This window comes from Stenotrophomonas maltophilia group sp. RY12688, from assembly GCF_052149045.1.
Taxonomy (GTDB): Bacteria; Pseudomonadota; Gammaproteobacteria; order Xanthomonadales; family Xanthomonadaceae; genus Stenotrophomonas; species Stenotrophomonas sepilia.
Map to the genome: position 1 here is coordinate 4181951 of NZ_CP197389.1, position 26753 is coordinate 4208703.

The 26753-nt window shown below is 67.9% G+C and carries 22 protein-coding genes and 1 pseudogene; 9 read left to right on the forward strand and 14 right to left on the reverse strand.

Features of this window, described 5'->3' with window-relative positions; genetic code table 11:
- Nucleotides 1-35: 35 nt before the first annotated feature.
- Both ACS0OT_RS19370 and hemF read left to right on the forward strand, forming a co-directional pair.
- Nucleotides 36-1652 carry a hypothetical protein gene (locus tag ACS0OT_RS19370; protein WP_329953517.1) on the forward strand — a complete coding sequence of 539 codons (1617 nt, stop codon included), beginning with the start codon at nucleotides 36-38 and terminating at the stop codon, nucleotides 1650-1652.
- Between the two features lie 54 nt (nucleotides 1653-1706).
- The gene (gene hemF, locus ACS0OT_RS19375; RefSeq protein ID WP_005420328.1) at nucleotides 1707-2603 is read left to right on the forward strand and encodes an oxygen-dependent coproporphyrinogen oxidase; all 897 of its coding nucleotides are present in this window, start codon (nucleotides 1707-1709) and stop codon (nucleotides 2601-2603) included.
- Nucleotides 2604-2639: 36 nt separating this feature from the next.
- Here the strand turns inward: hemF and ACS0OT_RS19380 are convergent, their stop codons facing one another.
- Nucleotides 2640-3119 carry a DUF421 domain-containing protein gene (locus ACS0OT_RS19380; RefSeq protein WP_065177902.1) on the reverse strand — a complete coding sequence of 160 codons (480 nt, stop codon included), beginning with the start codon at nucleotides 3117-3119 and terminating at the stop codon, nucleotides 2640-2642.
- Nucleotides 3120-3486: 367 nt separating this feature from the next.
- The gene (gene polA, locus ACS0OT_RS19385) at nucleotides 3487-6261 is read right to left on the reverse strand and encodes a DNA polymerase I (protein WP_053498328.1); all 2775 of its coding nucleotides are present in this window, start codon (nucleotides 6259-6261) and stop codon (nucleotides 3487-3489) included.
- Nucleotides 6262-6359: 98 nt separating this feature from the next.
- Between polA and ACS0OT_RS19390 the strand changes: the two genes are divergently transcribed.
- Entirely contained in the window at nucleotides 6360-6644 is a 285-nt protein-coding gene (locus ACS0OT_RS19390) for a DUF2782 domain-containing protein (protein ID WP_065185913.1), read from the forward strand.
- Nucleotides 6645-6815: 171 nt separating this feature from the next.
- On the opposite strand, the gene ACS0OT_RS19395 is transcribed toward ACS0OT_RS19390, so the two are convergent.
- The 9 genes from ACS0OT_RS19395 to rpmB form a co-directional block, all read right to left on the reverse strand.
- Nucleotides 6816-7262 (reverse strand): universal stress protein, encoded by a 447-nt coding sequence (locus ACS0OT_RS19395; protein WP_005420335.1) that lies wholly within the window; start codon nucleotides 7260-7262, stop codon nucleotides 6816-6818.
- A gap of 191 nt (nucleotides 7263-7453) precedes the next feature.
- A complete protein-coding gene (locus ACS0OT_RS19400; protein WP_053498326.1) occupies nucleotides 7454-8008 on the reverse strand; it encodes a hypothetical protein in 555 nt (184 codons plus the stop codon).
- Nucleotides 8009-8186: 178 nt separating this feature from the next.
- Nucleotides 8187-8513, reverse strand: a complete 327-nt coding sequence (locus ACS0OT_RS19405) for a low molecular weight protein tyrosine phosphatase family protein (protein WP_005420343.1) — start codon at nucleotides 8511-8513, stop codon at nucleotides 8187-8189.
- Between the two features lie 117 nt (nucleotides 8514-8630).
- Nucleotides 8631-10823 carry a DNA helicase II gene (gene uvrD / locus ACS0OT_RS19410; RefSeq protein WP_442255946.1) on the reverse strand — a complete coding sequence of 731 codons (2193 nt, stop codon included), beginning with the start codon at nucleotides 10821-10823 and terminating at the stop codon, nucleotides 8631-8633.
- A 9-nt stretch (nucleotides 10824-10832) separates the two neighbouring features.
- The gene (locus tag ACS0OT_RS19415) at nucleotides 10833-12254 is read right to left on the reverse strand and encodes an FAD/NAD(P)-binding protein (RefSeq protein ID WP_065185915.1); all 1422 of its coding nucleotides are present in this window, start codon (nucleotides 12252-12254) and stop codon (nucleotides 10833-10835) included.
- A gap of 45 nt (nucleotides 12255-12299) precedes the next feature.
- Nucleotides 12300-13718, reverse strand: coding sequence for a cardiolipin synthase (gene cls, locus ACS0OT_RS19420; RefSeq protein WP_014648869.1), 1419 nt, complete (start codon nucleotides 13716-13718; stop codon nucleotides 12300-12302).
- Nucleotides 13719-13843: 125 nt separating this feature from the next.
- Nucleotides 13844-14092: a hypothetical protein gene (locus tag ACS0OT_RS19425; RefSeq protein WP_005420350.1), complete on the reverse strand. Its 249-nt coding sequence runs from the start codon at nucleotides 14090-14092 to the stop codon at nucleotides 13844-13846.
- 483 nt (nucleotides 14093-14575) lie between these two features.
- Nucleotides 14576-14743, reverse strand: coding sequence for a 50S ribosomal protein L33 (gene rpmG / locus ACS0OT_RS19430; protein WP_169411268.1), 168 nt, complete (start codon nucleotides 14741-14743; stop codon nucleotides 14576-14578).
- 10 nt (nucleotides 14744-14753) lie between these two features.
- Nucleotides 14754-14990, reverse strand: a complete 237-nt coding sequence (rpmB, locus tag ACS0OT_RS19435) for a 50S ribosomal protein L28 (protein ID WP_005411638.1) — start codon at nucleotides 14988-14990, stop codon at nucleotides 14754-14756.
- A 281-nt stretch (nucleotides 14991-15271) separates the two neighbouring features.
- Between rpmB and ACS0OT_RS19440 the strand changes: the two genes are divergently transcribed.
- On the forward strand, nucleotides 15272-16486 hold the full coding sequence (locus ACS0OT_RS19440) for a glycosyltransferase (protein WP_065196788.1): 1215 nt from the start codon (nucleotides 15272-15274) through the stop codon (nucleotides 16484-16486).
- A 13-nt stretch (nucleotides 16487-16499) separates the two neighbouring features.
- Here ACS0OT_RS19440 and ACS0OT_RS19445 read toward each other — a convergent pair.
- Together ACS0OT_RS19445 and ACS0OT_RS19450 are read right to left on the reverse strand one after the other, a co-directional pair.
- Nucleotides 16500-17004, reverse strand: a pseudogene (locus ACS0OT_RS19445) (DNA polymerase III subunit epsilon).
- Between the two features lie 143 nt (nucleotides 17005-17147).
- Nucleotides 17148-18041, reverse strand: a complete 894-nt coding sequence (locus ACS0OT_RS19450) for a LysR family transcriptional regulator (RefSeq protein WP_329953128.1) — start codon at nucleotides 18039-18041, stop codon at nucleotides 17148-17150.
- A gap of 108 nt (nucleotides 18042-18149) precedes the next feature.
- On the opposite strand from ACS0OT_RS19450, the gene ACS0OT_RS19455 reads away from it, so the two are divergent.
- From ACS0OT_RS19455 to ACS0OT_RS19475, 5 genes are all read left to right on the forward strand, one after another.
- Complete coding sequence (locus ACS0OT_RS19455; protein WP_053498809.1) at nucleotides 18150-18539, forward strand: RidA family protein; 390 nt, start codon at nucleotides 18150-18152, stop codon at nucleotides 18537-18539.
- A gap of 203 nt (nucleotides 18540-18742) precedes the next feature.
- Nucleotides 18743-19081 carry a hypothetical protein gene (locus ACS0OT_RS19460; RefSeq protein ID WP_053498807.1) on the forward strand — a complete coding sequence of 113 codons (339 nt, stop codon included), beginning with the start codon at nucleotides 18743-18745 and terminating at the stop codon, nucleotides 19079-19081.
- Nucleotides 19082-19137: 56 nt separating this feature from the next.
- On the forward strand, nucleotides 19138-20391 hold the full coding sequence (locus ACS0OT_RS19465) for a TolC family protein (RefSeq protein ID WP_329953129.1): 1254 nt from the start codon (nucleotides 19138-19140) through the stop codon (nucleotides 20389-20391).
- Nucleotides 20388-21593, forward strand: a complete 1206-nt coding sequence (locus ACS0OT_RS19470; RefSeq protein ID WP_262232617.1) for an efflux RND transporter periplasmic adaptor subunit — start codon at nucleotides 20388-20390, stop codon at nucleotides 21591-21593. Before ACS0OT_RS19465 ends, ACS0OT_RS19470 begins: the two co-directional genes overlap by 4 nt.
- 10 nt (nucleotides 21594-21603) lie before the next feature.
- The gene (locus tag ACS0OT_RS19475; protein ID WP_164092781.1) at nucleotides 21604-24813 is read left to right on the forward strand and encodes an efflux RND transporter permease subunit; all 3210 of its coding nucleotides are present in this window, start codon (nucleotides 21604-21606) and stop codon (nucleotides 24811-24813) included.
- Nucleotides 24814-24908: 95 nt separating this feature from the next.
- Here the strand turns inward: ACS0OT_RS19475 and ACS0OT_RS19480 are convergent, their stop codons facing one another.
- Entirely contained in the window at nucleotides 24909-26690 is a 1782-nt protein-coding gene (locus ACS0OT_RS19480; protein WP_235649983.1) for a DUF885 domain-containing protein, read from the reverse strand.
- Nucleotides 26691-26753: the final 63 nt, after the last annotated feature.

Sequence of the window (26753 nt, forward strand, 5' to 3'; positions counted from 1 at the left end):
ACCCGGCGTTTGCCTTTGATCGTCAAGGAGACGACATGCTCTCACGCGCACCGTACCGCCACTGGCTGGCCTGGGCGTTGCTGCTGGCCACGCCGGTGGCCGCGGCACAGTCACCGCAATGCGGCCTGTTCGAGGCCGACGAAGGCAGCAGCACGCTGCGTGTCAGCTCATCCAACCGCGGCGAGCAGAAGCACTTCGGCAGCGCACCGACGCCGGTCGCGTTCCAGCAGATCGACGGAAAGCTGCAGCTGGTGAACCTGGAGTACGGCCTGCCCAGCGTGCTGCAAGTGCGCGATCGGGGCCGCACGGTCGAGGTGGATGGCACGGTCTACACCCTGCAGGCCCCCGCACAATGCGCCGCAGCCGCCACCCCGGCTGAAGGCAGCTGCCTGGCCGATGCGGCGGCGTGCCTGGACAACCGTCGCGAAGCGACCCCGACCGTGCTGGCAGCGGCTTGCCGGGAGGGCGTGCCCGGCATGTGCCTGCAGTTGGCCGATCGCTGGCATGACGAGGCCAGGGCGCCGGCCACGCCGGATGAGGCGCAGCAACAGGCCATCCTCGATACCGCACTGGCCGGCATCGAACTGCCTGTGCCGTGCCGGAATGGCGGCTTCAGCAACGAGACACCGGCCTGTGCAGCGGCGCTGGAAGCGGATCCGGCGCTGCAGGAGCAGATCGTCAAGGCCGCGATGGGTGCGGCGATGGTTGAAGCGGTGAGCTCCGTGCTGTCACCCTCCACGCCGGTGGTGGTGCCGGCCGCGCAGCGCCAGCAGCTGTTGCAGTTGTGCCAGCAGGTCGGCCATGGCGGCTTCTGCAGCCGCGTGGCCGAGCTCTCGTGGGAATCCGGCGACCCCTTGCAGGCGGTGCAGGCACTGGCCACAGCGTGCGCGCCCGGCAAGGACAGCGCCGCCTGTGAGCGCCTGCCTGCGTTGCGGGCGCTGGGCGCCTCGTTGCGGCCGCAGCCGGCTACGGCGCTGCCCTGCGGTACCTTCCGCGCCGCAGGTGGCCTGATGGATACGCTGGACTTCGGCGATGCGGGACGGGTCGGCATCGGCTGGGACAGCCAGCTGCGTGCCCGTGTCGAAGAGGGCGACATCCGCATCCGCCACGACAAGGGCGGCGACTTCGTGCTGCGGCCGTTGCCCGGGGGCCAGCTGCTGGGCCTGGACACGTGGACACGCTTCCAGGTGTTCGTGCCGACCGGCGAGGGCGCGAGCACCTGCAGCCCGCCGAAACACTACACGGTGCTGCCGCTGCCGCAGGACTGCCCACTGGCGCTGGCCAACGAGGACGGCGCCGACGCCTGCTGTGCGCAGGGCAAGCTGCAGGGCTGCAACATACTCGGCAACCGGCTGGCGCTGTCCGGGCACTGGCTGCAGGCCGCAGAGCACTACACCACGGTCTGCCGCGCCGGCGTCCGCGAAGGGTGCGAGAACCTGGTCACCGCGCAGGGCAATGGGGCGGACGTGGATGCACGCGCCATCCTGGGGCAACTGTGCGAGGCCGACCGCAGCGGCCTGCATGTGGCCTGCGATGTGCTCGGAACCCAGAACTGGGAGCTGATCACGCTGGGCGGTGCCCTGCAGAAGGCGGTTGATGAAGCGGCCCTGGACGACGCTCCGGCGCCGCGCACTACCAACCGCAAGCGCTGAGCCTGCCAGGGCCTGTCCGCGGCGTTGGCCGGGCCCTGCGGTAAAGTACGCGCCATGAACGAATTCGAGCGCGTTCGCGCCTACCTCACCGAGCTGCAGGACCGCATCTGTGCGGCGATCGAGGCCGTCGATGGCCGGGCCCGCTTCCAGGAAGACCTGTGGCAGCGTGCCGAGGGCGGTGGCGGGCGTACCCGCGTGCTGCGCGACGGTGCGGTGTTCGAGCAGGCCGGCATCGGCTTCTCCGACGTGGCTGGCAGCCGCCTGCCACCGTCAGCCTCGGCCAACCGCCCGGAACTGGCGGGCGCCTCCTGGCGCGCCACCGGCGTGTCGCTGGTGTTCCACCCGCTCAACCCGTACGTGCCGACCACCCATGCCAACGTGCGCTTCTTCCAGGCGCAGCGCGACGGCGAAGTGGTGGCCAGCTGGTTCGGCGGCGGCTTCGACCTGACCCCGTTCTACCCGTTCGACGAGGACGTGCAGCATTGGCACCGGGTCGCACGCGACCTGTGCACGCCGTTCGGCGAAGAACGCTATGCCGCGCACAAGCGCTGGTGCGACGAATACTTCTTCCTGCGCCACCGCAATGAAACGCGCGGCGTCGGCGGCCTGTTCTTCGATGACCTGCACGGCGACTTCGAGCGCGATTTCGCTTATCTGCGTGCGGTCGGCGATGGCTTCCTCGATGCGTACCTGCCGATCGTGCAGCAGCGCAAGGACGCCCTTTACGGCGAGCGCGAACGCGAGTTCCAGCTGTACCGCCGCGGCCGCTACGTGGAATTCAACCTGGTCTACGACCGCGGTACCCTGTTCGGGCTGCAGAGCGGTGGCCGCAGCGAAAGCATCCTGATGAGCCTGCCACCGCGGGTGCGCTGGGAATACGGCTTCTCGCCCGAACCGGGCAGCCCCGAATCGCGCCTGGCCGACTATCTGGTGCCGCGCGACTGGGTCTGAGGGGTGCCGTCGCGCGGGGCGTGGGCTCGGCGCTGGTCAGCTGCCCTTCCGCGCGATGATGGTGATGTGCCCGGTGGTCTCCAGCAGGGCAATCTGCACGTCTTCAATCTGCAGCCCGCCCTGCTGGCGCAGCGCGGCATCGAAGTCGGCGCGGCTGATCAGCTCGCGGCGAAGTACCGCCTCGAACAGGCGACCATCGCGCGCGATTACGGTGGGTTCTCCTTCGATCAACCGCTCCATCCGCCAGTTCCGGGTGGTCAGCCAGCCCACCCCGTAGTTCAGCAGGATCAGGGTCGCCGCCAGCAGCAGGCCGCCGCCCAGCGAGGTGTCAGCGCCCAGCAGCGCGTTCTGCACCGCGTTGCCCAGCAGCACGATCAGCAGCACGTCGAAGGGCGTGATCTGCCCCAGGGCCCGCTTGCCGCCCAGCCGGACCATGCCCAGCACCACGACATACACCACCACCGCGCGCAGGATGAATTCCCACCACGGCATGGCCAGGGCGAACAGGTCGGGCATGGTCTTCCCCTGCGGAACGGTGGCCCAGCCTAGCACCTGGGGTCAGATCCCTTTGCCCGACGGGCAAAGGGATCTGACCCCATCCGAGGTTCCGTTGGCGCAAATAAAAAGCCCCGCTGACCAGGGGGAGGTCAACGGGGCCGGGGAACGGGCACTTGGGGAGGAGTCCCCGTTCCGAGATCTGCTCCAGGGGATGGGAGAGATCCACAACAGGCATTGCGCCTGTCGGGAGTTATAGAAGCACTCCGAACACTAACGGTTCGTGAAGGGGCCCCATTTAATGAATTTCAATCGGGGCAACATTCATGGTCGAGTCAGAAACCCCCGACTCATGAACACATTCACGTCGTTTTCGGCCTGAATTCCGTCAGTGCGCCTCATCCCAGTTGCTGCCGACGCCGGTATCGACCACCAGCGGCACTCGCAGTTTGGCCGCTTGCGACATGCGCTCCACCACCTGCAAACGCAGGTCTTCAACGAAACTGCTTTCGGTTTCGAAGACCAGTTCATCGTGTACCTGCAGGATCATCCGCGCTGGTGCCCCGCTGTCGCGCAGCCACTGGTCCACATCCACCATCGCGCGCTTGATGATGTCGGCGGCGGTGCCCTGCATCGGCGCGTTGATCGCGGCGCGCTCGGCACCGGCGCGCAGGCCCTGGTTGCGGGCGTGGATGTCGTTCAGGTACAGGCGGCGGCCGAACAGGGTTTCCACGTAGCCCTGGTCACGGGCCTGCTGGCGCATCCGCTCCATGAAGTCACGCACGCCCGGATAGCGGCTGAAGTACAGCGCCACGTAGTCCTGTGCCTGGCCACGGTCGATGCCCAGATTGCGGGCCAGGCCGAAGGCGCTCATGCCGTACATCAGGCCGAAGTTGATCGCCTTGGCGGCGCGGCGCTCGTTCGGGGTCACTTCCTCCAGCGTGCGCCCGAACACCTCGGCGGCGGTGGCGCGGTGCACGTCGGCGCCCTGCTCGAAGGCGCGCACCAAGCCCGGATCCTCGGACAGGTGGGCCATGATCCGCAGCTCGATCTGCGAATAGTCGGCGGCCAGCAGCTGGAAGCCCTCCGGCGCCACGAACGCGCGGCGGATGCGGCGGCCGTCCTCGGTGCGGATCGGGATGTTCTGCAGGTTCGGGTCCGATGAGGACAGGCGGCCGGTGGCGGCACCAGACTGGTGGTAACTGGTATGCACCCGGCCGGTGTCCGGGTTGACCATCTCCGGCAGCTTGTCGGTATAGGTGCTGCGCAGCTTGGCCAACCCGCGGTAGTCGAGGATCACCCGTGGCAGCTCGTGCTGGTCGGCAATTGCCTCCAGTGCCTCTTCATTGGTGCTGGGCTGGCCCTTCGGGGTCTTCACCACCGCCGGCAGCTTCAGCTCGTCGAACAGCACCGCCTGCAGCTGCTTGGGCGAATCCAGGTTGAAGCTGCGGCCGGCCAGCTCGGTGGCCTTCTGCTGCGCGGCCAGCATGCGCGAGGACAGGTCCTGGCTCTGCCGGCGCAGTTCGTCGGTGTCGATCCGCACGCCGTTGGCTTCAATGCTGGTCAGCACCGGCACCAGCGGCATCTCGATGTCGCGGTACACGCTGTCCAGCGCCGGCTCGGCCAGCAGCTGCGGCTGCAGCGCGCGATGGAGGCGCAGGGTAATGTCGGCGTCCTCGGCCGCATAGCGGCTGGCTTCGTCGATGCCCACCTGCGAGAACGGAATCTGCTTGGCGCCCTTGCCGGCCACGTCCTCGAACTTGAGGGTGGTGTAGCCCAGGTAACGCAGGGCCAGCGAATCCATGTCGTGGCGGGTGGCGGTGGAGTTGAGCACGAAGCTCTCGAGCATGGTGTCGTCGTGGTAGCCCTGCACCTCCACGCCGTGGCGGCGCAGCACATGCAGGTCGTACTTGCCGTGCTGGCCCAGCTTCTTCTTCGCCGGGTCCTGCAGCACCGGCCGCAGCGCATCCAGCACCTGCTGCATCGGCAGCTGGGCCGGCGCACCCGGGTAATCGTGGCCGACCGGAATGTAGGCCGCCCTGCCCGGCTCGACAGCCAGGCTGACGCCGACCAGGCGCGCGCGCATCGCGTCCAGCGCATCGGTTTCAGTATCGAAGCTGATCAGCTCGGCCTGCTGCAGGCGCTCGACCCAGGCCTGCAGCTGCCCGCTGGTCAGCACGGTCTCGTATTCACCCGGCGCGGACAGTGCCGGATCCAGCGTGCCGGCGGCGGGCGCCTCGACGCTGCCACGCGCGAAGCCGGCCGCAGTGCCGCGCAGGCTCGGGGTCGCCTCGCTGGCGGCCACCGGTGCCGGCACAGGCGCGCCCAGCTCCTTCAGCGCCTGGGTGAAACCATAGCGCGTATACAGCTCGGTCAGCGCCGGAACATCCTGCTCGCGCAGCGCCAGCGTGGTCGGGCTGGCCTCCAGTTCCACATCGGTGCGGATCGTCACCAATTCGCGGTTCAGCGGCAGGCGTTCCAGCGCAGCGCGCAGGTTCTCGCCGATCTTGCCCTTCATGGTCGGCGCGGCCGCCATCACCCCGTCCAGGTGCTGGTACTCGGCCAGCCACTTGGCAGCGGTCTTCGGCCCGCACTTCTCCACGCCCGGCACGTTGTCGACCGCGTCGCCCATCAGCGCCAGCAGGTCGATGATCTGATCGGCGCGCACGCCGAACTTGTCCATCACCGCCGCGTCGGAATCCATGCGGCTGCCGGTCATGGTGTTGACCAGCTCGATGCCCGGCCGCACCAGCTGGGCGAAGTCCTTGTCACCGGTGGAAATGGTCACCTTCAGGTCCTGCGCCAGGCCCTGCAGCGCAAGCGTGCCGATCACATCGTCGGCTTCCACGCCGGGGATGCGCAGGATGCTGATGCCCAGCGCTTCGACGATGCGGCACATCGGCTCGACCTGGCTGCGCAGCTCATCGGGCATCGGCGGGCGGTTGGCCTTGTACTGGTCGTACAGGTCATCACGGAAGGTCTTGCCGGGCGCATCGACCACGAACGCGACGTAGGCCGGGCGCTCCTTCAGCGTCGAACGCAGCATGTTGACCACGCCGAACAGCGCGCCGGTGGGTTCACCCTGTGCATTGGACAGGGGCGGCAGCGCGTGGAACGCGCGGTACAGGTAACTGGACCCGTCGATCAGGACTAATCTGCTCATGCGCTGATTCTACGCGCCCGTGCCTGCACCGCGGCGACACGGCGCGCACACCGCGATGGGGCATAATCAGGGCTCTTTCCAGGCAAAGGCCCCCGCCGATGAAGACCCTGATGCTGGCTTCCCTGCTCCTGCTCGCTGGCTGCGCCAGCATGGGTGGCGCGGGTGCTCCCCCGGTGGACGTCAAGGGCGCGGATGTGTCCAGGCGTACCATGGACAACGGCGATGTCATCGAGGAATACCGTGTGTCCGGCCAGCTGCGCATGGTCAAGGTGACGCCGTCGCGCGGTGCTCCGTTCTACATGTACGACAAGAACGGCGACGGCCGCATGGACAACGACAAGGACGGTGTCTCGCCGGTCTACTGGAAGCTGTACAGCTGGTGAGGTGACCGGGGTTGTGACCGGGGTCGGATCCCTTTCCACAGGAAAGGGCTCTGACCCCCTCGAAGCCATCGGCACGGCCGCCGATCCCCCCACAAAAAAACAACGCCGGCACGCATCCTGCGCACCGGCGTCGGGTCCCTCCCCGGGAACGCTTGAATCTGCGGGTATGGATCAGCGGATGACCAGTACCGGCAGCGTGCTGCGTGCCAGCACCTCGGCAGTCTGGCTGCCCAGCAGCACGCGGGTCACGCCACGGCGGCCGTGCGAGGTCATCACGATCAGGTCGCTGTTGCGCTCGGCCGCCGTCTCGATGATGCCGTCGGCCGCGTAGCGGTCCAGCACGTGCACCGGGTTGGCGGTGATGCCCTGCTCGGCGGCCTTGGCCAGCGCCGGCTGCAGCACCTTCTGCGCGCCTTCCTCGCGGTCAGCCTTGTATTCCGGGCTGTTCATGTAGCCCACGCTCCAGCCCATGGCGTCGTACATGCCGACGGCCCACGGCTCGGAGACAGTCACGATATCGACCTCGGCGTTGAGGTCCTTGGCCAGCTCCAGGCCCTTGGCCAGGCCCTTGTCGGCCAGCTCGGACCCGTCGGTGGCAATCAGGATGCGCTTGTACATGGTGGGGCTCCGTGGCGGTCTGCCAGATGGGAACGCCACCATTGCACACCGGATGTGGAGGCGGCGCCTTGAGCAGGATCAATCCGGCGCTGTGCAGGGGCCCGTGCGCACCGTCGCGTGGTCCGAGGGACGCGCTCGGCCGGCCCCCTTCTGTAGAGCCGAGCCCATGCTCGGCTCCACAACAATGTCGCTCAGGCGATCTGCACCACGCGTGCGTTCTGGCACAGCGGATAACTGGACACGAATTCGGCAATCGCATCACGCATCGCCTCGAACGATTCGCCGTACATGTACAGTGCGGTTTCGGTCGGGCCCTGCCACCAACTGCAGATCTCGCCCAGGCCATCGATGTTCCCGGACAGCTGCTCGAATACGTGGTTGGAATCGCACTGTTCGTAGACCTCGTCCGGCAGGTTCAGGCCATCCAGGTAGATGCCCAGGCCCTCGGTCACACCGAAGCTGCGATCGGCTTCGCCTGCCCCCTGGATCTTCGACCCCTTCGGCGCACCCAGCTGCTCCAGCAGGTCGATCAGCTTGGGCACCCCGGCCACGTCGACCAGTGCCACTTCGATATCGCCGTATTCGACCTCGCCGTCGTCGGACATCGCGGTGCCGCCACCGGTGATCTCGCCGACATTGGCCGCCTGCAGCAGCGCATCGAGCGGGTCTTCGAACAGCTCGTGGCGATGCTCCGGCTGCAGCCGGGCATTCAAGGTCACGGTGACGTGCAGCGCGGGTTCGGTCATGGGGGCGTTCCTGGAAGAAGTGCCGCCTATTGTAGAGCCGAAGGTAGCGGCAGGAGCCGCTGCCAACGTCGCTTGCGACGGCCCGAAGGGTGCCGGTCAGGACGACCGGCATAGCCCAAGCTCGGCTGCTTTTCCCGCCAGAAGCAGCCGAGCACGGGCTCGGCTCTACAACAACCCGTCAACGCAGGAACGGCGTCACCTTGTGCTTGAGCAGCTCGATCAGCACCGGGTCCATGTACTCGTAGTCGTCCGGAATATCCAGGCAGATCACTCGCTTGCCGTTCAACCACGCCTTGTAGCGGCTGGACAGCCGGTTGCGGTGGGCGCGCTCCATCACGAACACCAGGTCGGCCCACTGCAGCAGCTCGGGGCTGAGCACTTCCTCGGCATCGGCCAGCAACCCGGCCGAGGCGGTCTCGATACCCGGCCAATCGGCGAATACCTGCTCGGCCGTCGGGCTGCGCAGGCGGTTCTGACTGCAGAGGAAGAGCACGTTGCGGGTCATGAGCGCAGCCTAATCGGGGTCGGATCCCTTTTCCAACGGAAAGGGATCCGACCCCATACGTGTACCGCGTTGGGGTCAGCGCCCTCCCTGCGGGAGGGATCCGCCCCCCGACGGTGATCAGATCAGCGTCAGGTTGGCGTAGGCCATCACCAGCCACTTGCTCCCCGCGTCGGCAAACTCGACCTGCACGCGGGCGTGGGCGCCGTTGCCTTCGTAGTCGGTCACCATGCCTTCGCCGAACTTGGGATGGGTGACCAGTGCGCCAAGCTTGACCGGCGGTGCCTCGATCGAGGCATGGCCCATCACCCGGCTGCTGCCCAGCGAGGCCGGACGCGAGACCTGCACCTTCGGGCGCACTTCGTGCAGCAGCTCGCGCGGAATCTCGCGCAGGAAGCGCGATGGCAGGCTGTAGTTGTCCTGGCCGTGGATGCGGCGCGATTCGGCATAGCTCAGCACCAGTTTCTGGCGCGCGCGGGTAATGCCCACGTAGGCCAGCCGACGCTCTTCTTCCAGACGCCCACTTTCCTCCAGCGAACGTGCGCTGGGGAACAGGCCTTCCTCCAGGCCGGCCAGGAACACCAGCGGGAATTCCAGGCCCTTGGCCGAGTGCAGGGTCATCAGCTGCACGCCGTCCTCGCCCGCCTGCGCCTGGCCTTCACCGGCCTCCAGCGCGGCATAGGCCAGGAACGCGACCAGCTCGTCCATGTCCTCGCCCACTTCCTCGATGTCGTCGGCGCGGCGCACGAAGCGCGACGCCACCGAGACCAGTTCGTCGAGGTTGTCGGTACGCGATTCCGAATCCAGCGAATTGCGGCTTTCCTTGCTCCAGTGCTCGCGCAGCTGCGAGCGGGCCAGCACGTGGTCCACGCGCTCGGCCAGGGTCATGTGCACGGTCTGGGCCTGCAGCTCGTTGACCAGCCCCAGGAAGCCGGCCAGTGCATTGCGCGCACGTGCGGCCAGCGCGCTGCCCTGGGTGACCAGCATCGTCGCTTCCCACAACGAAATGCCCTGCGCGCGCGCCTCGCGGCGCACTTCGTCCAGCGTGCGGTCGCCGATGCCCCGGGTGGGCGTGTTGACCGCGCGCTCGAAAGCGGCGTCATCATTGCGGTTGGACAGCAGGCGCAGGTAGGCCAGCGCGTCCTTGATTTCGGCACGCTCGAAGAAGCGCATGCCGCCATACACGCGGTACGGCACCTGCTCGCTCAGCAGCGCCTCTTCCAGCGCGCGCGACTGCGCGTTGCTGCGATAGAGCACGGCCACTTCGGTGTAACTGCCACCGTCGCGCACCCACTGGCGGGCGCGCTCGACGATGTAGCGCGCCTCGTCCATCTCGTTGTACGCCGCATACAGGTCGATCGGCTCGCCGTCGCCGCTGTCGGTCCACAGCTGCTTGCCGATGCGATCCGGGTTGTGCGCGATCACCGCGTTGGCGGCGCCGAGGATGTTGGCGGTGGAGCGGTAGTTCTGCTCCAGGCGGATGGTCTGCGCACCCGGGAAGTCGCGCAGGAAGCCCTGCACGTTCTCGACCTTGGCACCGCGCCAGCCGTAGATGGCCTGGTCATCGTCGCCGACCACGAACACGTGGCCGGAATCGCCGGCCAGCACGCGCACGAAGGCGTACTGGATGGCGTTGGTGTCCTGGAACTCGTCCACCAGGATTTCGCGGAAGCGGGCGCGGTAATGCGCCAGCAGGGCCGGGTTGTCGCGCAGCAGTTCATGCGCGCGCAGCAGCAGCTCGGCGAAGTCGACCAGGCCGGCGCGGTCGCAGCGCGCCTGGTATTCGATGTAGGCCTGGCGCATGGTTTCCAGCCACGCGTCGTGCGGTTCGGGCTGGATGTGCTGCGGGCGGCGGCCCTCGTCCTTCTGCGCGTTGATCCACCACGCGATCTGCTTGGGCGGGTACTTGCCGTCGTCCAGCTCCAGCGCCTGCACCACGCGCTTGACCAGCCGCAGCTGGTCGTCCGAGTCCATCACCTGGAAGCCTTCTGGCAGCTTGGCGTCCTGCCAGTGCAGGCGCAGCAGGCGGTTGGCCAGGCCGTGGAAGGTACCGATCCACATGCCACGGCTGCCATGAGGCAGCTGGGCGTCGATGCGGTGGCGCATTTCGCCGGCCGCCTTGTTGGTGAAGGTCACCGCGAAAATGCCGTGGGTCGGCACGCCATCGACTTCATGCAGCCAGGCGATGCGGTGGGTGAGTACGCGGGTCTTGCCGGAACCGGCACCGGCCAGCACCAGGTGGTGGCCGGGGGGAGCGGAGACGGCTTCGCGCTGGGCCGGGTTCAGGCCATCAAGCAGGTGGGAGACATCCATGCCTCCATTTTACGGCATCGCCGTCGCGGCTCCTGCGACCACCTGGCTGGCCAGCGCCTGCGCCTGCTGACGCAGTTCAGGCACCGCCAGGCTTTCCCACAGGCTGCCGATGCGCAGGCTGCCGAGCACGCCCAGCCGTGCCTGCGGCTGGCCACCGGCAGCACGCAGGCGGTCGCCCGGCACCGTGCTGTCCAGGCCCAGCCCATGCGGGCCGGGGCGTGCCAGGCCCTCGGCCTGCAGCTGCTGCAGCAACGGATTGCGCAGCGCACTGGCGCGGGTTTCCACGCCGGTGGCGTTGACCACGCCGCCGATCGTCCAGTGCTGTTCATTGCCGTTGGCATCGCGACCCGACAGCCGCAGGGCATCGCCTTCGCGGCCGACGCGTTGCAGGCGGGACCGGTGAATGCGCAGTTGGCCGCTTTCGATCAGCGCCTGCAGCTGTGCGTCGACCTCTTCGGCGATGCGGTGGCGATGCACGTCCCAGTAGCGCACCACATGGCGCAGGAAGCGGCGCTGGTCGGCCGCGTCGAGGCTGCACCACAGCGCCTGTCCATGCGGACGGATGCGGTCCATCACGCCCTGCCACGGCAGCCCGTCGGCCTGCGCCTGGCGAGCGAACCCGCGCAATGCGCGCAGGCGCTGGCGCAGGCGCATCGGCAGCAGCGTGGCCGGGTCGAACGTGGGCAGGCCGCCATGCGCATGCGGAAGCGGCAGCAGGCCATGGCGCGAGATCACGTGCAGCGGGCCGGTGTGGCCGGCGGCAACCAGCGCCAGCACGGTGTCGGCCATGCTCAGGCCGGAGCCGACGATGGCCACGGCCTGCTCACCGGCCAGGGTACGCACGCCGTCGTAGTCCCAGGCCTCGATCACATCATCGGCGGGCAGTGCCTCGGCACCGGCCACCGGCAGCGGCCGCATGCTGTTGCCGGTGGCGAGCACCGCCTGCACGGCGTGCAGCGTCTGGGCATCGCCAAGTGTCAGCCGGTAGCCATGGTCATCCGGCTGCAGGCCCAGCACCGGCTGCGCGATCACCTGCAGCTGCGCCGGGCTGGCCGCAGCGGCCTCCTGCAGGCGCTGCTGCAGGTAGGCGGCAAAGTAGTGGCGGCATACGTAACGCTCGCCCAGCACCTCTCGCGCCTGGCCCGGGTAGGCGTTGGCGGCCATCAGGTAGTCGAGGAAATCGCCGGGCTGGTCGGCAAACGCACTCATCTTCGCCGCCGGCACGTTCAGCAGGTGCTCCGGCCACGGCGTGGCATAGGCGATGCCCTGGGCCAGCTGCGAGGCGGGTTCAAAGACGGCAATCGCCAGCGGCGCCTTGGCTTGGCGCAGCACCTGGATCGCCACCAGCACCCCGGCCGCACCACCACCGATGATTGCCAGGTCCAGTTCGCCATTACGCGGTGAATCAGTCATGCGCCGATTGTAGGCCATCGGCGATGACGGGCCGGGTTGCCGAAGCGGGCGATTGCCGCCGCCTCACATCAACGCATCGGCCAGCCGTGCGATGCCTTCGCGGCTGCGCCGCCACGTGGGGCGGCTGCGCCACTGCTGCAGGTCCAGCTGCCGCGACTCGCGCAGGTAGCCATCCTCGATCGCACACAGCTGCTGCACCAGCGCGCGGTCGTAGCAGACCAGGCCGATCTCGGCATTCAGCGCGAATGAGCGGATGTCCATGTTGATCGAGCCGAGCACGGCGATGTCCTCGTCCACGCTCATGTGCTTGGCGTGCAGGAACTGCGGCTCGTACAGCGCGATGCGCACGCCACAGCGCAGCAGCTCGTCGTAGTACGCCTCCTGCGCCCACGAGGTCAGCCGCTGGTTGTTGCTGGCCGAGAGGATCAGCTGCACCTGCACACCGGACAAGGCCGCAATGCGCAACGCGCTGAGCGTAGCTTCGTCAGGCACGAAATACGGCGTGACCATCACCAGCCGTCGCCGTGCCAGGTGGATCAGCGCCGCCACCGCATCGCGCGCATTGCTGTACGGATAGGCCGGGCCGCTTGGCAGCAGCTGGGTGGCGATGTCGTCACTGCACTCGGGCACATCGGCGATCACGTCCAGGCGCTGGCCGGTTTCCATGTACCAGTCGCTGGCGAACACCGCTTCCAGGTGCGCCACTGCCGGGCCACGCACGCGCGCCACCAGCTCGCGGTTCGGGTGGCCGGGCACGAACTGCGGGCCGGCCAGGTTCTGCGAACCGACATAGGCCACTTCGTTGTCGATCACCGCGATCTTGCGATGGTTGCGCAGGTCCATGCGCCCGCTGCGGCGCCAGCGCAGGCCGCCGGGCAGCATCGCGCGTACCTCGATGTCGCGCGCCTGCAGGCGCTTGCGATAGGCGCGCAGGCCGCGCTTGGCGCCCACCGCGTCGAGCAGCACGCGGCACTGCACGCCGCGTGCAGCCGCACGCTGCAGGGCCTCGACGATCGCCTCGCCCACCGCGTCATCGAACATCAGGTAGTACAGCAGGTGCACGCGGTCTTCGGCCTGGTCGATGTCGGCAATCAGCGTGTGCAGCGATTCGTCGTAGTCGGTCAGCAGGTCGACGGCGTTGCCGTGCACCGGCATGAAATCGCCCTGGCGCTGCACCAGCGGCACGATTTCGGCGCTGGCGGTGTCCGGCTGCGGTGTCCAGCGCAGGCGATGCTGCAGCGCCTGTTCCTCGCGGATGACCTGCGAGGCCTCGGCCTGACGCCGGATGCGCTCGCGCGACAGCCACGGGTGGCCGAACAGCAGGTACAGCGGCAGGCCCAGCAGCGGCACGAAGCCGACCAGCAGCAGCCAGCTGCGCGCCGCCCCCGGCGTGGTGCGGGTGGGAATCCAGCACAGCGCGACCAGCCGGATCAGCCAGTCGATCAGCAGCAGGTACGAACCCAGCAACCACTCGAACAGCATCGTGTCGCCCGTCGGGAGGTGATGGGCCATTCTGCCCAGCGGGATTTGTAGAGTCGAGCCATGCTCGACTGCCTTTCGTTCCGACCGCAGAGCAGCCGAGCGTGGGCTCGGCTCTACAGAATGGCTCAGTGCCGCACCGGCACCTCGCACAGCTGGCGTACCGAATCGGCATGGCGGCGGCCGTTGAGCGCCATGCAGGCAATGGCCTGTGCGGCCCGCTCCAGCTGCGCCTCCGGCAGCGGCGACGGCGCACCGTTGGCCAGTGCCAGATGGTGGTCGCACAGCAGCAGCGCCATGCCCTCGATGCCTTGCAGCATGCGCTGCAGGCGCAGCCAGCCCAGTTCCAGGTCCTGCCGGTGTGACGGGGTGTTCATGCAACCTCCTTCAACGGATCTGGCCACCGTGAAGGTGGCGGACGATGCGTGGTTGCAATACCGGGAAGCAATCAATCAGCAAACGAACCGGCGGGCGCAAGGCCCCCTCGCACCGTCCGCCATAGAGGCGGATAGGTCACCAACCGTCGCCGGAGGGATCTCCGGCGACGGCTGGCGAGTCTACTGATTGATTGACTTCACGGGATTGCAAGCCCGGCCACTGCAACCGCAGCGGCTTGCCATCATGGGCACGGCAGGGCCCGTCGTTCCAATTGATTTGGAGCGCGCGAAGAGCCGGAACCGGTAGACACAATCACTTATCGCATTCGGCCCATCATTCCGCGCAGGGCGTCATTGGCGACAGCGTGCGCAGGGAGTGCGGCAGTGCCGACCAGGGTCGGCACCCACCAGGGGGAAGTGCCAGACATGAAAAAACCCGCCACAAGGGCGGGTTTCTTCGCGGGGATCAGCAATCCGTGCGGATTACTTGATCTTGCCTTCCTTGTACAGGACGTGCTTGCGCACGACCGGATCGTACTTCAGGAATTCCATCTTCCCCGGGGTGTTCTTCTTGTTCTTGTCCGTGGTGTAGAAGTGGCCGGTACCGGCCGAGGAAATCATACGGACCTTATCGCGCTTGCCTGCCATGATGCTTTACTCCTCAGACCTTTTCGCCGCGCGCACGCAGCTCAGCCAGAACGGAATCGATGCCGTTCTTGTCGATGGTGCGCAGTGCATGCGCGGAAACACGAAGCTTGACCCAGCGGTTCTCGCTGGCCACCCAGAAACGGCGCTCGTGCAGATTCGGCAGGAAACGACGACGGGTCTTGTTGTTGGCGTGCGAGACGTTGTTACCCGTCTGCACTCGCTTGCCGGAAACCTGGCATACGCGGGACATTGCGCACCTCGATAATAGTAGTTGTCAGCCCGTAGCCCGGGAGACGGCGGCCTCGATGGTTGCCCACCACACGTCAAGAGAATCAAAGGGTTACGCTGGCGTTGGGCGGCCGGGGACGTGCTCCCAGGGGGCGCCGCCCGGTAGAAAACCGGACACAGCGAGCCGCGCATTATGCACCGGTTCAAGCACTTGCGCAAGTTACCCACAGGCCGGGGACTGAACACGGCAGGCCGGACCCTGCGCCAGCCGCCATACTGGCCCGGACCACTGCGGAGCTTCCCATGCGGCTGCTGGCCCTGACCTACGGAACCGAAGGCGACACACGTCCCCTGGCCATGCTCTGCCATGGGCTGATCGGCGCGGGCCACGAGGTGACGCTACTGGCCGATGGCGGCACCTTGGGCAGCGCGCAGGCACTGGATGTGCCCCACGCGGCCCTTGAAGGTGACATCCATGACGACGTGGTCGCACTGGTCTCGCGTGGCAACGGCGTTGCCGCCGCCAGTACCGGCCTGGCACGGATGGCGCTGCAGCATGTCAGCGGCTGGATGCGCCAGGCCGATGCCGCCGCCGAAGGCTGCGATGCGATTCTGACCGGTGGCCTGGCGGCCTTCGTCGGCATGAGCGTGGGCGAACGCCGCAGGATTCCCGTCATCGGCAGCGGCATGATTCCGCTGACCCCGACGCGCGCCTTCCGCTCCCCGTTCCTGCCGCCCGGACGCTCGCCGGGCTGGTTGAACCGGGCCAGCTACGGGTGGGTCAACGGCCTGATCTGGCGCCAGTTCCGCCGGCCGATCAACGCGGCACGCCAGCAGTTGGGGCAATCGCCGCGCCGCGCGCTGTGGTCCGGCCTGCCGATGCTCTATGGCATCTCACCGCAGCTGCTGCCGCCACCGGCGGACTGGCCGGCCGACCACATCGTCTGTGGCCAATGGCGGCTTCCTGATGCGCCCTGGGCGCCCCCGGCCGATCTGCGGGCCTTCCTTGATGCCGGCCCGCCGCCGGTCTACCTTGGCTTCGGCAGCATGACCGGCTTTGATCGCGAACGCGTGCTGCCGGCCTTGCTGCAGGCGCTGGCGCCACGCCGGGTACTGCTGTTTCCTGGCTGGGTGGGACTGCCTGCGATGCGCTTGCCCGATTCGGTCTTCGTACTGGGGCCGACCCCACACGAAGCGCTGTTCCCGCGTTGCGCACTCGCCATCCACCACGGTGGCAGCGGCACCACGCATTCGGCCTGCCGGGCCGGCATTCCCTCGCTGGTGATGCCGTTCGCTGCGGATCAGTTCTTCTGGGCCGATCGCCTGTGTCGGTTGGGCGTGGCACCGGCACCGTTGTCACCGAAGCGACTGGATGCAGCAACGCTGGCAGCAGCCATCACCTTCGCAGAAGCCGACGCAGTACGCGCGCGCGCGGCGGCCCTGGGCGTGGCGATGAGCGATGAAGACGGGGTGGCCTGTGGCGTGGCGATGATCGAGCGCTGGTTACGGCCGATGTAACAGCGGGCAAGCCTCAGCGCAGGTGCGGAATCACCTGGGCCAGCAGATGGGCATCCTTGAGCGCACCGTGCAGGCCCCGGTTGCCGGGGATGCGCAGGCGCTGCAGCACATCGTCCAACTTGTTGCCCTGGCCGGGCCAGCGCCCGCGCGCCAGCTTCAGGCTGCAGGTGATGCGGCAGTGCTGGGCCAGCGTGCCGGGAATGCCGGCCAGGCGCAGCTCGTTGTCCAGGAAACCCACGTCGAAGGTGGCGTTGTGCGCGACCATCTCGCTGCCGCGCAGGAAGTCCAGCAGTTCGGCGGCCTTGCTGGAGAACAGCGGTTTGCCCACCAGCATCGCATCGCTGATGCCATGCACGCGCTGTGCGCCCCACCTTGCGCTGCGGCTGCAGGTAGGTGTGGAACTGGCGGCCGGTGAGCTGGCCATCGATCAGTTCGACGGCACCGATTTCGATCACCCGGTGCCCCAGGCGGTGGGAGATGCCGGTGGTTTCGGTATCCAGTGCGACGATGCGACTCATGCGTGGCGATGTTTCCTGTTACGTGCTGTGGTGATTTTCGCATGCCGGTAGAGCCGGGCCCACGCTCGGCTGGCGCGCGTAGCGCGGGCTTGGTGATGCCAGAAGCAGCCGAGCGTGGGCTCGGCTCTACAGGTGCGTGTGCATCACCCCAACGCTTCCACCACCCAATCGATGAACACCCGCAGCCGCTGGCTCATGTGCCGGTTCGGCGGGAACATCACATGCATCGGCATGGGTGGAAGCCGCCAGTCCTGCAGCAGCGGCAGCAATTCGCCGCGCGCCACGTGCGGCGCGGCCATGTAGCTGGGCAGCGCCACCACCCCCAGGCCGGCCAACGCGGCCGCCAGATAGGCGTTGCCGTCGTCGAAGCCGACCGTGTAGCGGCCCTGCACCTCGATGCGCTCATCGCCACGTTGTGCAGTGAACACCCGCGCCCGGCCACTGCGCGGGCTGAGGAAGCCGACCATGTGGTGGTCCGGCCCTTCCAGCGCGCGCGGATCGGTCGGCAAGCCGAAACGCTGCACATAGCCTTGGCTGGCGTGGAAACCGATCGGCAGCGCCGCCAGCGGCCGCGCCACCAGCGCCGGGTCGGCCGGGGTGCCGCCGCGGATCACGCAGTCGACGTTGTCGGCGATGACGTCAACCTCGCGGTCGCTGACGCCGATGTCCAGCTGGATCTCCGGGTAGCGCGCCTGGAAATCCGGCAGTGCCGGCACCAGCCGCAACCGCGCGTAGGGTCCGGGCACATCCACCCGCAGGCGGCCGCGCGGCTGGCTGGCTGCGTCACCCAGCCCGCCCTCCACCTCTTCCAGCTCGGCCAGCAGGCGGGCGATGCGCGGGTAGTAGGCCGCACCGTCGGCGGTGACGCTGACCCGGCGCGTGGTGCGGTTGAGCAGGCGCAGCCGCAGGTGTGCCTCCAGCTGCTGCACCAGCTGGGTGACCGTGGTGCGGCTGATCTGCAGGGTCTGCGCGGCGCGGGTGAAGCTGCCGGTTTCCACCACGCGGGCAAAGGCCCGCATCGCCTCGAAACGGTCCATGGCGGGCCATGATTGTTTGGGATTGGCAATCAATCTAGGCTGATCATCGCGGTTTATCCAGACAGCACTGGCGCGGAGGATGGCGTTCTCTCCCACGGATTCCTTCCCATGTCACAGCGTGATGTCGTTTTCCCCACCGGCCGCCAGGCCCTGTACGAGCGCAACCGCTACTCGCCGGCGATCCGATCCAGCGGTTTCCTGTTCGTCTCCGGCCAGGTCGGCAGCCGCGAGGACGGCTCGCCCGAACCGGACTTCGAAACCCAGGTGCGCCGCGCCTTCGAGAATCTCAATGCGGTGTTGGCTGCCGCCGGCTGCACCTTCGATGACGTGATCGATGTGACCGTGTTCCTGGTCGATCCGGAGAAGAACTTCGAGAAGGCCTGGGCGATCGTGCCCGAGTACTGGGGCGAGGCGCCGCACCCGACCCTGACCGGTATCGGTGTGACCTGGCTGTATGGGTTCCAGTTCGAGATCAAGGTGATCGCGAAGCTGCCGTGATACGGGTAGTGCCGGCCGCTGGCCGGCAACGCGGTGGGGTCGAAAGGCGTGTCGACCAAGGTCGACACCCACCAAGGCAGGAGGTCCGCACCCACCAGGGCAGGATGCCCCCAGGCCCTCCACCTGAACGGGAGATTCCGACGAATTCCCGAGGCGGCCATTGATATTGTATCCGGCGAAAATCGCTTGCTAGCCTCCCTTCCATGCGCCGGATCACCCGCCAACTGCGTACGTACCTGATGATGCTGCTGATGGCGGCGTTCGTGGTCGTGCCGGTGGCCGACGTGCTGGCCTGCGCGGTCGAACCGCACGACACCACTGCGGTGCACGTGGAAAGCAACGCCAACGATGCCGAGGGTGACAGTGACAGCAAGCACGCCGGTGCCTGCAGCCACAACCACTGCCACCACTCCAACCTGAGCCTGCCGGCCAGCACCCTCGCCGCCTTCGGTGCGCCGCTGCCGGCGCGCTGGATGAATGCCGGCGACGCGGCGACCTATGCGGTCGCCCAGGATGAATTGACGCGTCCCCCCCGGGCGTGAGTTGAGCGCGTCCCGCGATTGCGGGCTCCCGTTTCACTCACAACCGGAATCCCCCTATGTCGATCCTGACACCTCGGTCGCTGCGTGCGACCGGGCGGGTCGTCGCCGTGTTGCTGGGCCTGGCCCCGGCGGCATCGGTGATGGCGCAAGCCGCCCCTTCCTACGACACCCTGCTTGAACGCCTGGACCAGCTGCCCGGTACCCGCGTCGGTGCGGCGCTGGCCGAGGCCGCCGACGCGCGCGCCGACCAGGCCCGCGCACTGCCCAACCCTTCCCTGTCCTGGTCGGCCGAGAACGCCTGGGGCACCGGTTCCTATGGCGGCATGGGCAAGGCCGACAGCGTGCTTACCCTGTCCCAGCCATTGGAGGTCTGGGGCCAGCGCGGCGCGCGCGTCCGTGCGGCCCGCGCCGAGGCACAGGCGGCCAACCTGCGTGGCACGCAGAGCCGCAGCGATGTGGCCAGCCAGCTGGCGGTGGTCTACGCACAGGCGGAAAGTGCACTGCGCCGCTACACCCTGGCCGAAGAGGCACTGAGCCTCACCCGCGATGACGCCAACGCCGTCAACGCGATGGTCAAGCAGGGCCGCGAACCGCAACTGCGCGCGGTGCAGGCGCAGAGCGAAGTGGCCAACGCCAACGCCGCGCTGGATGAAGCGCAGGCCTTCCGCGATGCCGCGCTGGCCCGCCTGGCCGGTGCTGCACTGCTGGATGCGCCGGTGCAGTCGATCGGCGACAGCCTGCTCGACCGTGCGCCGCCGCTGCCACGCGGTGCCACCGATACCGCACTGGCAGTGCGCATCGCTGAAGCCGAAGCCGATGCGGCGGGCAAACTGGTCGAGGTGGAGCGCAAGCGCGCCCTGCCCGACCTCAGCGTCACCGCCGCGCAGACCCGCTTCCGCGAGGGCGGCGAGCGTGCCTACAACCTCGGGCTCAACCTCAGCATCCCGCTGTTTGACCGCAACCGCGGTGGCATCCGCGCCGCCAATGCCGACCAGCGCGCGGCCGAAGCGCGCCTGGACCAGCAGCGCCGCGACAGCGAGGCGGCACGCCTCTCCGCCGTGGCCGGTTTGAAGGCCGCCGGCAGCCGAACCCGCGCCGCCGATGAAAGCGTGGTCGCCGCCGAAGAGGCGTATCGCCTGGCCCGCATCGGCTTCGACGCCGGACGCATCTCGCAGCTGGAACTGCGCAGCACGCGCAGCGCTCTTATCGCCGCCCGTGCCGCCGCCGTGGATGCGCGCCTGTCGCGCGTCGGCGCGGAAATCGATCTTGCCCGCCTTGAAGGGCGCGCACCCTTTGTGGAGGCCCCATGACTCTCTCCCGTACTTTTCCGCTGATCGGCGGCATGCTGCTGACTGTGCTGCTGGCCGGCTGCGCTGGCAACGCGCAGACACCTGCCAATGAAGACCCCGCTGCGACCAAGGCCGGCACCGACGACAGCCATGGCCACGCGCCCGGCAGCAAGGAAGCCAAGGCCGAATCCGCGAAGACGCCGGCAGACACCGATGAAGGCGTGGTACCGCTGACCCCTGAGCAGATCAAGGCGTCCGGTATCGAAGTGGTTGCCGTCGGTCACGGCGGTGGCGGTTCCACCCGCCTCGCCGGTCGGGTGGAACCCTCGGTCGGTGCCCGTGCCTCGGTGGCCTCGACCGTGACCGGCCGCGTCGAGCGCGTACTGGTCGCGCCGGGCACGGCGGTGAAACAGAACCAGGCGCTGGCCATCGTGGTCAGTGGCGAGGCAGCGGTGTTCCGCGCCAATGCGCTGGCCGCATCCGCCGAAGCCGAGGCCGCACGCCTGGCCTATGGCCGCGACAAGGCCCTGGTCGACCAGGGCGTGGTCGCCCGCCAGGAGCTGGAAGCCTCGCGTGCGCGTTCGCTGGCGGCACAGGCCCAGGCCGCTGCCGCACAGGCACAGGCCGCCGCCAACGGTGCGCCCGATGCCAGTGGACGCGTGCGCATCACCAGCCCGGTGGCCGGCATCGTCGGCAACGTGCAGGTCACGCCGGGCGGTGTGGTCGCCGCCGGCAGTGCGGTGGCCGACGTCGCCGACCCGTCGATGAACGAGCTGGTGTTCACCGCACCGCCAGCGCTGGCTGCACAGGTCATGCCCGGCATGAAGCTGGAAGTGAGCGTGCCGGGTGGCAGCTTCACCGCTACCGTCACCGGTTCGGCCGCCGATGTACGGCAGCAGGGCGGCGTCGCAGTGATCCGCGCCACGCCGGTGGATGCATCGCTGCCGCCGGCCGGTTCGCCGGTATCGGCCGTGGTGGTCACCGAAGGCCAGGACGGCTCGCTCAGCGTGCCCGCCGATGCGGTGCAGAACGTCGATGGAAGCAGCGCGGTGTTCATCGCCGTCGAAGGTGGCTTCAAGGCGCAGCCAGTGCTGGCCGGGCGCCGTGCCGGTGACCGCATCGAGATCCTCGGTGGCCTGAGTGGCAACGAGCGCATCGTCGGTGCCAACGCCTTCCTGCTCAAGGCCGAGCTGGCCAAGGGCGAAGCCGAGCACGGCCACTGAGGAGGCGATCATGTTCAAGCTGATCATTGAAACAGCGGTGCGCCACCGCTGGCTGGTGGTGTTCATGGCGGCGCTGATCGCCGCCGTGGGCCTGTTCCAGCTGGGCAAGCTGCCGATCGACGCCGTGCCGGACATCACCAACCGCCAGGTGCAAATCAACACGGTGGCCCCGGCGCTGACCCCGGAGCAGATCGAACGGCAGGTGACCTATCCGCTGGAAACCGCGCTGGCCGGCATTCCCGGCCTGACCACCACGCGTTCGCTGTCGCGCAATGGCTTCTCGCAGGTCACCGCGATCTTCACCGATGCCACCGACATCTACTTCGCCCGCCAGCAGGTGGCCGAACGCATGCGCGAGGCATCGGAAGACCTGCCCGATGGTGCGTCGCCGATGCTGTCGCCGGTCACCACCGGCCTCGGCGAGGTGCTGATGTGGACGGTGGACTTCACCGCGTTCGATCCGACCAGGCTGGCCAAGCCCGGTGAAGCCGGCTGGCAGGCCGGCGAGGTCTACCGCACGCCGGAAGGCAACCTGCTGCGCACGCCGGAAGAGCGCGCGACCTACCTGCGCACCGTGCAGGACTGGATCATCGCGCCGCAGATGCGCTCCAGCCCGGGGCTGGCCGGTGTCGATACGGTCGGCGGCTACGTCAAGGAATACGGCGTGCATCCGGACAGCGCCAAACTGGCCGCGCATGGCCTCGGCCTGGCCGACCTGGTTACCGCGCTGCAGCGCTCCAACGTGCAGGCCGGCGCCGGCTTCGTGCAGCGGGCCGGCGAAGGCCTGGTGGTGCGTGCCGATGGCCTGGCGCTGACCACCGAGGATCTTGCACAGGCGCCGGTGGCCACCCGCAATGGCGTGGTGGTGCGCGTGGCCGATGTAGCCACCGTGGAACTGAGCCGCGCGCCGCGCCTGGGTGCAGCCAGCCGCAACGGCCACGAGGCCGTGCTGGGCACCGCGCTGATGATTGCCGGTGGCAACAGCCGCACCGTGGCGCAGGCCGCAGCCGCACGTCTGGAACAGGTGAACACGTCGCTGCCGGCCGACATCGTGGCCGCACCGGTGCTGGACCGCAGTGTGCTGGTCAATTCCACCATCAAGACCGTGGCCCGGAACCTCACCGAGGGCGCGCTGCTGGTGGTGGTGGTGCTGTTCCTGCTGCTGGGCAACCTGCGCGCGGCCACCATCACCGCGCTGGTGATTCCGCTGTCGTTCCTGTTCGCGGTGATCGGCATGAACCGCTTCGGCATCAGCGGCAACCTGATGAGCCTGGGTGCACTGGACTTCGGCATCCTGGTGGACGGTGCGGTGATCGTGGTCGAGTCGACGCTGCTGATGCTGGGCCAGCGCCGCGCCGAACTGGGCCGGGCGCTGACCGCGATGGAACGGCTGCGCGTGGCCGCCGATTCCGCGCTGAAGATGGCGCGCCCGGCGGCGTTCGGCCAGCTGATCATCCTGCTGGTGTTCGCGCCGATCCTCACCCTGGAAGGTGTGGAGGGCAAGACGTTCCACCCGATGGCGGCGACCTTCATGCTGGCCCTGGTCGGTGCCTTCCTGTTCTCCTTCACCTTCGTGCCGGCGATGACGGCGCTGCTGGTGCGCGAGCCGAAGCCGAAGGACGCAGATGCACATGCGGACGACGGCGAGCACGAGACCAGGCTGATACGCGTGCTGCGCGCGCGCATCGAGCCGGTGATCCGCAAGGCCGTGGCGCATCCGCGCACGGTAGTGGCCAGTGCGGTGATGATGGTGGTGGTGGGCATCGGCTCGTTCTCGATGCTGGGCCGCGAGTTCATGCCGACGCTGGACGAAGGCAACGTGGCGATGCAGGCGTTGCGCGTGCCGTCGACGTCGCTGGAGCAGTCACTGGCCATGCAACTGGCGTTGGAAAAGGTGATTGCCAAGCAGCCGGAAGTGGAGACCGTGTTCTCGCGTACCGGTACCGCCGAGGCGGCGATCGATCCGATGCCGACCAACATCTCCGACAGCGTGATCGTGCTGAAGCCACGCAAGGACTGGCCCGATCCGAAGTTGGCCAAGGACGCGCTGGTGGCCCGTTTCGAAAAGCTGGCCGGGCAGCAGCTGGGCAACAGTTTCGAGTTCAGCCAGCCGATCGAGCTGCGCTTCAACGAGCTGATTTCCGGCGTGCGTACCGACCTGGCCGTAATGATCTTTGGCGATGACTTCGGCCAGCTGCAGAAGGTGGCCGACCAGGTGGCGCTGAAGCTGCGTGCGGTGGATGGCGCGGCCGACGTGCGGGTGGAACAGATCTCCGGCCTGCCCACGCTGAACGTGGCGATCGATCATGTGGCGGCGGCGCAGTATGGGCTGACTGCGGCGGATGTGAGTGATGCACTGTCCACCGGCATCGGCGGTACTGCGGCGGGCAAGATCTTCGAAGGCGACCGCCGCTTCAACGTGGTGGTGCGCCTGGACGATGCCGCGCGCAACGATCCGGACCAGCTGGCCTCGCTGCCGATCGCCACGCCGTCGGGGTTGGTGATTCCGCTGTCGTCGGTTGCGCGCATCACGGTCAGCGAAGGGCCGAACCAGATCAGCCGCAACAACGGCAGCCGCCGCGTGGTGGTGCAGGCCAACGTGCGTGGCCGCGACCTGGGCGGCTTCGTCGGCGAAGCGCAGGCCGCGGTAGCCGACGTGGCACTGCCGCCGGGTGCCTACCTGACCTGGGGTGGCCAGTTCGAGAACCTGCAGCGCGCGGAAAAGCGGCTGGCGACGGTGGTACCGGTAGTGTTCCTGCTGATCGGCAGCCTGCTGTTCATGGCCCTGCGCAGCGGCAAGGAAGCCATTCTGGTGTTCAGCTGCGTGCCGTTGGCGTTGGTCGGCGGCATCCTCGCGCTGCTGCTGCGGGGCATGCCGTTCTCGGTATCGGCAGCGGTCGGCTTCATCGCCGTGTCCGGCGTGGCGACCTTGAATGGCCTGGTGCTGATGCAGGCGATCCGCGAACGCCTGGATGCCGGCGACCTGCCGCTGCAGGCGGCGATCAACGGTGCCTCCAGCCGCATCCGAGCAGTGCTGACCACGGCGCTTGTGGCGATCGTCGGCTTCATTCCGATGGCGATCGCCAGCGGTTCCGGCGCAGAAGTGCAGAAACCGCTGGCGACGGTGGTGATCGGTGGCCTGATCACCGCCACCGTGCTGACCCTGCTGGTGCTGCCGACGTTTGCGGCACGCGTGGCCAAGCCGCGGGCGGTGGGGTGAGGTGAGAGGGGGTCGGAGCCCTTTCCACGGGAAAGGGATCCGACCCCGTGACCGGGTCGGATTGCCGGCCAGCGGCCGGCACTACCCGGTACCGGTCAGGCCTTCTTGCGCTCGGCGATGTAGGCCTGGATCTGCTGTTCCAGCACCGGCAGCGGCACCGAGCCCTGCTTGAGCAGGGTGTCGTGGAAGCCCTTGATGTCGAACTTGTCGCCCAGCTCCTTCTCGGCCTGCGCACGCAGGCGCACGATGGCGATCTCGCCCAGCTTGTAGCTCAGCGCCTGGCCCGGCCAGGAAATGTAGCGGTCCACTTCGGTGGTCACTTCATGCTCGCTCAGCGCGGTGTGGTCACGCAGGTAGGCCAGCGCCTGCTCGCGGGTCCAGCCCTTGCTGTGCACGCCGGTGTCGATCACCAGGCGCGCGGCGCGCCACATCTCGTAGGTCAGGCGGCCGAAATCCTCGTACGGGGTTTCGTAGATGCCCATCTCCACGCCCAGCTTCTCGCAGTACAGCGCCCAGCCTTCGCCATAGGCGGAGATGTAGGCGTTGCGGCGGAACTCGGGCAGGTTCTTCTGCTCGGCGGCGATCGCGCCCTGCAGCGAATGGCCCGGATCGGATTCATGCAGGGTCAGTGCCGGCAGGTTGTACAGCGGGCGCGAGGGCAGGTTGTAGGTGTTGAGCCAGTAGGTACCCATGCCACCGCGGCCGGCCGTCCAGAACGGTGCAATGTCCGGTGGCACCGGCACGATGGTGAAGCGCGCGCGCGGCAACGTCATGTACTTGCCGAGCTGGCCGTCCGCCCGCTTGGAAATCCACGCGGCGCGCGAAAGCAGCTCTTCCGGCGTCTTCGCATAGAACTGCGGATCGGTACGCAGGAAGGTCAGGAACTCGGCGAAGCTGCCCTTGAACTTCACCTGCTTGATGATGTCGTTCATCTCGCCCTGGATGCGTGCGACTTCCTCCAGGCCGATGCGGTGGATCTCGTCCGGCGACAGGTCCAGCGTGGTGTACTCGTGGATCTGCTGCCTGTAGTAGGCCTTGCCATCGGGCATCGCTTCGGCGGCCAGGGTGGTGCGCGCCTGCGGCACGTACTCGTTGACGAAGAAGGTGCGCAGCTGCTGGAACGCCGGCACCACCTTGCCGCTGATCGCTTCACGCGCCTGCGCCTGCAGCCTGGCCTGTTCGGCGGCCGGGATGCTGTTGGGCAGCTTCTTGAACGGCGCGTACAGCGGCGATTCGGTCGGGTCCTTCAGCTCGGCAACGGTGGCGATGGACACTTCGCGGCCATCCAGCACCGCGCGCGGCACGCTGAAGCCGCGCTTCAGGCCGGCGCGCATGTTCTCGGTCTGCTGGCCGAAGTAACGCGGCACATCGTTCAGCCGTGCGATGTAGTTCTGGTAGTCCTGCACGGTCTTCATCTCGCGCCGGGCCATGAAGGACAGGTTGGACCAGAACGAGGAATCGGCGTTGAACGGCATTTCGTAGCCGCGCAGGCGCGTCTCTTCGGCCAGGTTGAACACCTGGTCGCGATAGATCGCGTAGTTGACCTGGTTGTCCGGCGACAGGGTCTTCGGGTCGATCTTCTTCAGTGCGGCCAGGGTCTCGTCCCACACCTTCAGACGCGCCTGCTGCGCGGCCGGGCCGACGTCAGGCATGCGGGTGGCGTTGGCCGGGGCGTCTTCGTCCTCGCTGGCTTCACCACCTCCCTGCTGGCGCCACTTCCATTCCTTCTCGTACAGCGCGCGGAAGGCGGCATCCGCGGGCGATTCGGTGGCCACGCTGGCGGGCGCGGCGGCGGCGGCGGCGGCGGGCGCAGCGGCCAGGGCCACGGTGGGGGCGGACAGGGCGATCAACAGGGCAACGGCAAGACGGGTTTTCACGAGCACAGGTTCCCGGGAAGGCAGACCCCGATCATGGCACCGCCCACGGCCCATGGCATGGGA

What these genes read in the sequence shown, in the direction of transcription:
- ACS0OT_RS19370 (WP_329953517.1), top strand. Translation starts at nt 36, where the DNA reads ATGCTCTCACGCGCACCGTACCGCCACTGGCTGGCCTGGGCGTTGCTG.
- hemF (WP_005420328.1), top strand. Translation starts at nt 1,707, where the DNA reads ATGAACGAATTCGAGCGCGTTCGCGCCTACCTCACCGAGCTGCAGGAC.
- ACS0OT_RS19380 (WP_065177902.1), bottom strand. Translation starts at nt 3,119, where the DNA reads ATGCCCGACCTGTTCGCCCTGGCCATGCCGTGGTGGGAATTCATCCTG.
- polA (WP_053498328.1), bottom strand. Translation starts at nt 6,261, where the DNA reads ATGAGCAGATTAGTCCTGATCGACGGGTCCAGTTACCTGTACCGCGCG.
- ACS0OT_RS19390 (WP_065185913.1), top strand. Translation starts at nt 6,360, where the DNA reads ATGAAGACCCTGATGCTGGCTTCCCTGCTCCTGCTCGCTGGCTGCGCC.
- ACS0OT_RS19395 (WP_005420335.1), bottom strand. Translation starts at nt 7,262, where the DNA reads ATGTACAAGCGCATCCTGATTGCCACCGACGGGTCCGAGCTGGCCGAC.
- ACS0OT_RS19400 (WP_053498326.1), bottom strand. Translation starts at nt 8,008, where the DNA reads ATGACCGAACCCGCGCTGCACGTCACCGTGACCTTGAATGCCCGGCTG.
- ACS0OT_RS19405 (WP_005420343.1), bottom strand. Translation starts at nt 8,513, where the DNA reads ATGACCCGCAACGTGCTCTTCCTCTGCAGTCAGAACCGCCTGCGCAGC.
- uvrD (WP_442255946.1), bottom strand. Translation starts at nt 10,823, where the DNA reads ATGGATGTCTCCCACCTGCTTGATGGCCTGAACCCGGCCCAGCGCGAA.
- ACS0OT_RS19415 (WP_065185915.1), bottom strand. Translation starts at nt 12,254, where the DNA reads ATGGCCTACAATCGGCGCATGACTGATTCACCGCGTAATGGCGAACTG.
- cls (WP_014648869.1), bottom strand. Translation starts at nt 13,718, where the DNA reads ATGCTGTTCGAGTGGTTGCTGGGTTCGTACCTGCTGCTGATCGACTGG.
- ACS0OT_RS19425 (WP_005420350.1), bottom strand. Translation starts at nt 14,092, where the DNA reads ATGAACACCCCGTCACACCGGCAGGACCTGGAACTGGGCTGGCTGCGC.
- rpmB (WP_005411638.1), bottom strand. Translation starts at nt 14,990, where the DNA reads ATGTCCCGCGTATGCCAGGTTTCCGGCAAGCGAGTGCAGACGGGTAAC.
- ACS0OT_RS19440 (WP_065196788.1), top strand. Translation starts at nt 15,272, where the DNA reads ATGCGGCTGCTGGCCCTGACCTACGGAACCGAAGGCGACACACGTCCC.
- ACS0OT_RS19450 (WP_329953128.1), bottom strand. Translation starts at nt 18,041, where the DNA reads ATGGACCGTTTCGAGGCGATGCGGGCCTTTGCCCGCGTGGTGGAAACC.
- ACS0OT_RS19455 (WP_053498809.1), top strand. Translation starts at nt 18,150, where the DNA reads ATGTCACAGCGTGATGTCGTTTTCCCCACCGGCCGCCAGGCCCTGTAC.
- ACS0OT_RS19460 (WP_053498807.1), top strand. Translation starts at nt 18,743, where the DNA reads ATGCGCCGGATCACCCGCCAACTGCGTACGTACCTGATGATGCTGCTG.
- ACS0OT_RS19465 (WP_329953129.1), top strand. Translation starts at nt 19,138, where the DNA reads ATGTCGATCCTGACACCTCGGTCGCTGCGTGCGACCGGGCGGGTCGTC.
- ACS0OT_RS19470 (WP_262232617.1), top strand. Translation starts at nt 20,388, where the DNA reads ATGACTCTCTCCCGTACTTTTCCGCTGATCGGCGGCATGCTGCTGACT.
- ACS0OT_RS19475 (WP_164092781.1), top strand. Translation starts at nt 21,604, where the DNA reads ATGTTCAAGCTGATCATTGAAACAGCGGTGCGCCACCGCTGGCTGGTG.